This window comes from Streptomyces sp. NPDC017890, assembly GCF_044328675.1.
Classification (GTDB): Bacteria; Actinomycetota; Actinomycetes; order Streptomycetales; family Streptomycetaceae; genus Streptomyces.
Map to the genome: position 1 here is coordinate 1 of NZ_JBIRHU010000066.1, position 5,243 is coordinate 5,243.

The window sequence follows — 5,243 nt, forward strand, 5'->3', positions numbered from 1 at the left end:
CCGCTCGGCTGGCCCCGTCCCCGCTGGCGGCGTCCCGCGCCGCCGGGGGGGGGGGGGGGGCGGCCGCGGGGGGGGGGGGGGGGGGGGGCGGGGGGGGCCCCCCCCCCCCCCCCCCCCCCCCCCCCCCCCCCCCCCCCCACCCCTCGGGGCGGTCGGTACGGGAGGCCGTACCGGTGGCGGCTACTGCGGGGTCATCCGGCCGACCATGTCCGGGTGCTCCTTCAGCCAGGCCGCCACGGCTTCCTCCTCCTGGCCCTGACCGCGGTCCTTGATCTCCGCCTCCAGGCTGCCGAGCTCGTCCTCGCTCATGTGGAAGTCCTTGATCCACTCGGTGAGCTGCGGGTACTGCCCGGGGAACGCCTTGCTGGAGATGGTACGGATCGTGTTGCCCTCACCGAAGGCCTTCTTGGGGTCCTTCAGCTTGGTCAGCTCGTACTCGCTGTACGCCCAGTGCGGCGACCAGAGCGTGACCGCGACCGGCTCCTTGTCGGCCAGGGCGCGCTTGAGCTCGGCCAGCATCGCCGGCGTGGAGCCGTCGACGACCTCGTACTCGTCCTCCAGGCCGTAGCCCGGCATGACCTCGTTCTTGAGCAGCTGCATCTCACCGGTGCCGGGCTCGATGCCGATGATCTTCCCGTCGAAGAGGTCGGCCTTGCCCTTGAGGTCCGCGAGGGACTTGACGTCCTTCACGTACGAGGGGACGGCGATCTCCAGCGAGGTCGGTTCGTACCAGGTGCCCAGGTCGGTGAGGTTGTTCTTGTTCTTCTCCCAGTAGTTGCTCTGGGCGTAGGGCAGCCAGGCGTCGAAGTTGAGGTCGAGGTCCCCGGAGGCCAGTCCGGTGTACACCGGGCCGACGTCCATCTGCTTCAGGTTCAGCTCGTAGCCACGCCGCTCCAGGACGTTCTTCCACAGGTGGGTGACGGCGACGCACTCGTCCCAGGGGAACCAGGCGACGTCCAGCGGGCGCTTGGCCTCGGCCGGGGTGGCGCCCGCGCCTGTCTCGACCGGGGCGAGCTTGTCGACGACGCCCTGGTTGGCCTCCAGCCAGGCGCGGACGGCGTCCTGCTGGTTGCCCTTGCCGGCCTTGTTGATCTCGGCCTCGAGGCTGGTGAGCTGCTTCTCGGTCATCGAGAAGTCCTTGAGCCACTTGGCGACGGTGGGGTTGTCGCCGCCGAAGCCCTTGCGGGACAGCGTGTGCACGCCGTCACCGGCACCCCAGGCACCCTTGGGGTCCTTGAGCTTCTTCAGGTCGAAGTCGTTGTACGCCCAGTGCGGGGACCAGAGCGTGACGACGATCGGCTCCTTCTTGCTCATCGCCCGCTTCAGCTCGGCCAGCATCGCCGGGGTCGAGCTGTCGACGACCTTGTACTCCTTGTCCAGGCCGTACTCCCCCAGGACCTTGCTCTTCAGCAGGGCCATCTCACCGGCGCTGGACTCGATGCCGGTGATCTTCCCGTCGAACAGGCCGGCCTTGCCCTTGAGGTCCGCCAGCGAGTTGACGTCCTCCATGTAGGCGGGGACGGTCAGCTCCAGGGAGGTCTCGTCGTACCAGGAACCGAGGTCGTCGAGCCGGTCACCGTACTGCTTCCAGTACTGCTCGTGGGTGGTCGGCAGCCAGGAGTTGGTGACGAGGTCGATGTCGCCCTGCGCCAGGGAGGTGTAGAGCGGCCCGGCGTCGAACTGCTTGGCCTCCACCTCGTAGCCGCGCTGTTCGAGGATCTCCTTCCACAGGAAGGTGGAGGCGATGCCCTCGTCCCAGGGGACGTAGCCGAGGCTGACCTTCTTGCCCTGGCCGATGTCCTTGCCGTCGGCGACGCTCTTGGAGTCGTCGGCGCCGCCGAAGACGCCCATGCCGCCGGCGACCAGGCCGAGGATCACGATGCCGATGACAGCGACCTGGGGCTGGGGGCGGTAGGACCAGATCTTCAGGCCCTTGGCGGCGCGGGCCTTGGCGGCGGCGCGGCGGCCCAGCGGCGAGACGTGGGTGCCGAGTGCGCTGGTCATGCGGTCCAGGTAGATCGCGAGGATCACGATGGCGAGACCGGCCTCGGCGCCGAGGCCGACGTTGAGCTGGCCGATGGACTCCATGACGTCGCCGCCGAGGCCGCCGGTGCCGACCATGCCGGCGATCGCGGCCATGGACAGGCCGAGCATGATGACCTGGTTGACGCCCGCCATCACCGTGGGCAGCGCGAGCGGGAGCTGGACCCGCAGCAGGGTGTTGCGGGGGGTGGTGCCGAAGGCCTCGGCGGCCTCGACCAGTTCCTTGTCGACCTGGCGGATGCCCAGCTCGGTCATGCGCACGCCGGGGGCGAGCGCGAAGATCAGGGTGGCCACGATGCCCGGGGCGGAGCCCGTCCCGAAGAACAGGATCGCCGGGATGAGGTAGATCATCGCGGGCAGCGTCTGCATGAAGTCCAGGATCGGCCGGACGAACGCGCTCACCCGGTCGGAGCGGGCCGCCCAGATGCCCACGGGCACCGAGATGACCAGGGCGATGATCGTGGCGACCAGCAGGAGCGCCAGGGTCACCATCGAGTTGTCCCACAGACCGAGGGACTCGATGAAGGCGAAGCCCGCGAAGGAGAGTACGCCCGCGAACGCACCGCGCAGCCAGAAGGCCACCACGGCGAAGATACCGGCGAGCAGCAGCGGCTCGGGGGCCTGGAGCACGGCGTTGATGCCGTCGTAGGCGCCGGTGAAGACGCTCTTGAAGAAGGTGAAGAGCCAGGAGACATTGTCGAGCAGCCAGTCGACGGTGCTGTTGACCCAGTCACCGAGGGGAATCCTAGGCACGGGACATCACCTTTTCGCCGCCCTTGTCCCGCGGGGTGTCGCAGACGCCGGGGACCGTGTCCTCGTCCTCGCCGAGGAAGCCGACGAGCCGCCGGGCGGGGACGACGCCGACGAGCCGGCGGTCGGTGTCGAGCACCGCCACCGAGTGGGACACGCGGGCGCTGATCGCGCACAGTTCGGCGAACGGCGTGTCGGGCGTGGCGGTCTCGCAGCCGCAGTCGGCCTCGTCGCCGCGCGTCTTCGTCTCCATGACGGTGCCGGCGGTGAGCACGCGGGAACGGTCGACGTCCCGGGTGAAGGAGGCGACGTAGTCGTTGGCGGGGCGGATCAGGATGTCCTGCGCGGTGCCTATCTGCACGATCCGGCCGTCGCGCATCACGGCGATGCGGTCGCCCAGGCGCATGGCCTCGTTCAGGTCGTGGGTGATGAAGACGATGGTCTTCTTCAGGGTCTTCTGCAGGTCGATCAGCTGGTCCTGCATGTCGCGGCGGATCAGCGGGTCCAGGGCGCTGAAGGACTCGTCCATCAGCAGCAGGTCGGCGTCCGTGGCGAGCGCGCGGGCGAGGCCGACACGCTGCTGCATACCGCCGGACAGCTCGTCGGGCCAGGACTTCTCCCAGCCGGCCAGGCCGCACAGGGCGAGCGCCTCGTCGGCGCGGCGTTCGCGCTCGGCGCGGGGCACGCCCTGCACTTCGAGACCGTAGGCAGCGTTGTCACGGACGCTGCGGTGCGGGAAGAGCGCGAAGTGCTGGAAGACCATGCTGATCTGCTTGGAGCGGACCTCGCGCAGTCCGCGGTCGCTCAGCTCGGTCAGGTCCTGTCCCCCGAAACGGACGCGCCCCGCGGTCGGTTCCGACAGACCGTTGAGCATGCGCAGGAGCGTGGACTTGCCGGACCCGGACAGGCCCATGACCACGAAGATCTCGCCGGGTTCCACGGTGAAGGACGCGTCGATGACGGCGGCCGTGGTGCCGTCGGCGCGCAGTTCCTCCCGGTCGGTTCCCTGGCGCAGTCGTTCGACTGCCTGGTCCGGTTTTTTGCCGAAGACCTTGTACAGGTTCTCGGCCTCTAGCCTGGCTGACACGCTTACCTCTTGGATCGGGGGCAGGGACAGGGGCGTGAAGACTCGTGACACGACTCGGTGGAACAAATCGGTGAACGACTCGGTGGAACGACTCGTCGATCGACTCGGTGTTGCGACTCAGCGTTACGAAGACTCGCTAACAGTTGAATGCATCAACCAGCTTCGGCCCGGATGCGCGCCTGCCCTGAACGTCCCGACCCAAACACATGAGTGACCCAGTTCACACACCCTCCACCACGGGTCCATGTGACCTGCGGCATGATGCGGGGCGTGACCGGACGACTGATGCTTCTCGACACCGCCTCCCTCTACTTCCGCGCCTACTTCGGCGTGCCGGACTCCGTGAAGGCGCCCGACGGAACGCCGGTGAACGCCGTGCGCGGACTCCTCGACTTCATCGACCGCCTGGTGAAGGACCACCGGCCCGGCCACCTGGTCGCCTGCATGGACGCCGACTGGCGCCCGCGGTGGCGGGTGGAACTGATCCCCACCTACAAGGCACACCGCGTCGCCGAGGAGAGCCCCGAGGGCCCGGACACCGAGGAGGTGCCCGACACGCTCTCGCCCCAGGTGCCGGTCATCGAGGCCGTCCTCGACGCCCTCGGCATCGCCCGCGTCGGCGTGGCCGGATACGAGGCGGACGACGTCATCGGCACGTACACGGCGCGGGCGCGGGGCCCGGTCGACATCGTCACCGGCGACCGCGACCTCTACCAGCTCGTCGACGACGCCCGCGGCGTGCGCGTGCTCTACCCGGTCAAGGGTGTCGGCACCCTCCACCTCACGGACGAGGCCGCACTGCGCGAGAAGTACGGCGTCGACGGCCGCGGGTACGCCGATCTGGCACTGCTGCGGGGCGACCCGAGCGACGGCCTGCCGGGCGTGGCGGGCATCGGCGAGAAGACGGCGGCCAAGCTGCTCGCCGAGTTCGGGGACCTGGCCGGGATCCAGGCGGCCGTCGACGACCCGAAGGCGAAGCTCACACCCTCGCAGCGCAAGCGGCTGACCGAGGCCCGGCCGTATCTCGCGGTCGCCCCGAAGGTCGTCCGGGTCGCCGACGACGTCCCACTGCCGGACGTCGGCACCGAACTGCCGCGCGCCCCGCGCGACGCGGCGGCGCTTGACGAACTGGCGGCCCGCTGGGGCCTGGGCGGATCACTGCAGCGACTGCTCGCGACCCTCACCGCCTGAACCGGGCCCCAGCCGTGGGGGGGGGGGGGGGGGGGGGGGGGGGGGGGGGGGGGCGGGGGGGGCGGGGGGGGGGGGGGGGCCGGGGGGGGGGGGGGGGGGGCGGGGGGGGGGGGGGGGGGGGGGCCCCGGGGGGGGGGGGCACGTATGTCCGGGGCGGGGTACCAGGGGCTTA

Annotated in this window: 3 protein-coding genes; 1 reads left to right on the forward strand and 2 read right to left on the reverse strand. The window is 70.2% G+C overall.

The window, feature by feature from the left end; all coding sequences use genetic code 11:
• Nucleotides 1–180 precede the first annotated feature (180 nt).
• Nucleotides 181–2,796: an ABC transporter permease/substrate binding protein gene (locus tag ACH4F2_RS35020; RefSeq protein WP_398136724.1), complete on the reverse strand. Its 2,616-nt coding sequence runs from the start codon at nt 2,794–2,796 to the stop codon at nt 181–183.
• On the reverse strand, nt 2,789–3,880 hold the full coding sequence (locus ACH4F2_RS35025; RefSeq protein ID WP_398136725.1) for a glycine betaine/L-proline ABC transporter ATP-binding protein: 1,092 nt from the start codon (nt 3,878–3,880) through the stop codon (nt 2,789–2,791). Before ACH4F2_RS35025 ends, ACH4F2_RS35020 begins: the two co-directional genes overlap by 8 nt.
• A gap of 285 nt (nt 3,881–4,165) precedes the next feature.
• Between ACH4F2_RS35025 and ACH4F2_RS35030 the strand changes: the two genes are divergently transcribed.
• Entirely contained in the window at nt 4,166–5,071 is a 906-nt protein-coding gene (locus tag ACH4F2_RS35030) for a 5'-3' exonuclease H3TH domain-containing protein (protein WP_398136726.1), read from the forward strand.
• The last annotated feature ends 172 nt before the right edge of the window (nt 5,072–5,243 follow it).